General features: G+C 66.3%; 1 protein-coding gene. It reads right to left on the bottom strand.

What is annotated here, in order from left to right; genetic code table 11:
- Positions 1-38: 38 nt before the first annotated feature.
- Positions 39-1,373: an IS630 family transposase gene (locus ACZ3YL_RS42450; RefSeq protein ID WP_465663207.1), complete on the bottom strand. Its 1,335-nt coding sequence runs from the start codon at positions 1,371-1,373 to the stop codon at positions 39-41.
- Positions 1,374-1,423: the final 50 nt, after the last annotated feature.

The raw sequence follows: 1,423 nt of genomic DNA, 5'->3' as shown, positions 1-1,423 counted from the left end.
CTAGTGTCATGCGCCGCAAATCACGAGGGTAATTATTTCTATGAGGATGGGCTGGTTGGGTTGATCTTGGCGAGGTAGTCGGCGAGGGATTTGAGGATCTCGTCGGCGGTCTTGGTCCAGGTGAACGGTCGCGGGTCCTGGTTCCACGTGTCGATCCAGGCCTTGATGTCGTCTTCGAGGGCCTGGACCGAGCGGTGGACGCCGCGGCGGATGAGCTTGTCGGTCAGCAGGCCGAACCAGCGCTCGACCTGGTTGATCCAGGAGGAGCCGGTCGGGGTGAAGTGGATGTGGAAGCGCGGGTGCCGGGCCAGCCAGGTCCTGATCTCGGCGGTGTTGTGGGTGGCGTAGTTGTCGCACACCAGGTGCACGTCGAGCTCGACGGGAACGGCCTTGTCTATCGTGACCAGGAACTTCTTGAACTCCAGGGCCCGGTGGCGGCGGTGGAGTTCGCCGATGACGGTGCCGTCGGCGATGTTGAATGCGGCGAACAGGCTGGTGATGCCGTGCCGCAGGTAGTCGTGGGTGCGGCGTTCGGGCATGCCCGGCATCATCGGCAGGACCGGCTGGGAGCGGTCCAGCGCTTGGATCTGGCTCTTCTCGTCGACGCAGAGCACGACCGCCCGCTCCGGCGGGTTGTGGTACAGCCCGACGACGTCGACGACCTTGTCCACGAACTGCGGGTCGGTGGACAGTTTGAAGCTGTCCTGCTGGTGGGGCTTGAGGTCGAACTTCTTCCAGATCCGTCCGATGGTCGACTTCGACAGCCCGGTGCGCTTCGCCATCGAGGCCCGCGACCAGTGCGTGTCCTTGCCCGGGGCGGACTCCAGCGTCGCGACGATGACGTCTTCGACCTCGTCGAGCAGGATCGACGGTGGCCGACCGGGCCGTGGCTCGTCCTGCAGCCCGTCGAGGCGCTTGTCGATGAAACGGGCCCGCCAGCGCTCCACGGTCGACTCGTCGACTCCCAGGTCCATCGCGGCCTGCCGGTTGGTCCCGCCGTCCGCGCAGCGCAGTACGATCCTGGCCCGCAAGGCGAGGAACTGCGCGGTCTTCGCCCGACTCGCCCAGCGCGCCAACTGGTCCCGCTCGGCGCCACTCAGAACCAGGTCGGCCTTTGGCCGGCCGATGCGGCCTGCATCCTGCAGGCCGGCCAGCCCCTCAGTCGCGAACTTGCGCCGCCACTTGCCCACCGTCTTGGCCTGGACGTCAACGTGCCTTGCCGCAGCGGCATTCGACATACCGTCGGCGCACGCCAGGATGATCCGCGCCCGCTCGGCAGCTCTCCGGTCCCACGCCCCCGCCCGACGTACCAACTCGGCACGCTCGTCCTCGGACAGCGTGATCACTACGGCAGAAGGCCCAGGATGCGACACCAGAACAGGGTAGCAACTTACCCTCGTGATTTGCGGCGCATGACACTAGT

Source organism: Kitasatospora sp. NPDC023176 (genome assembly GCF_055560495.1).
The sequence above is the reverse complement of the archived record's forward strand: the minus strand, read 5'-3'. Positions and strand labels throughout refer to the sequence as shown.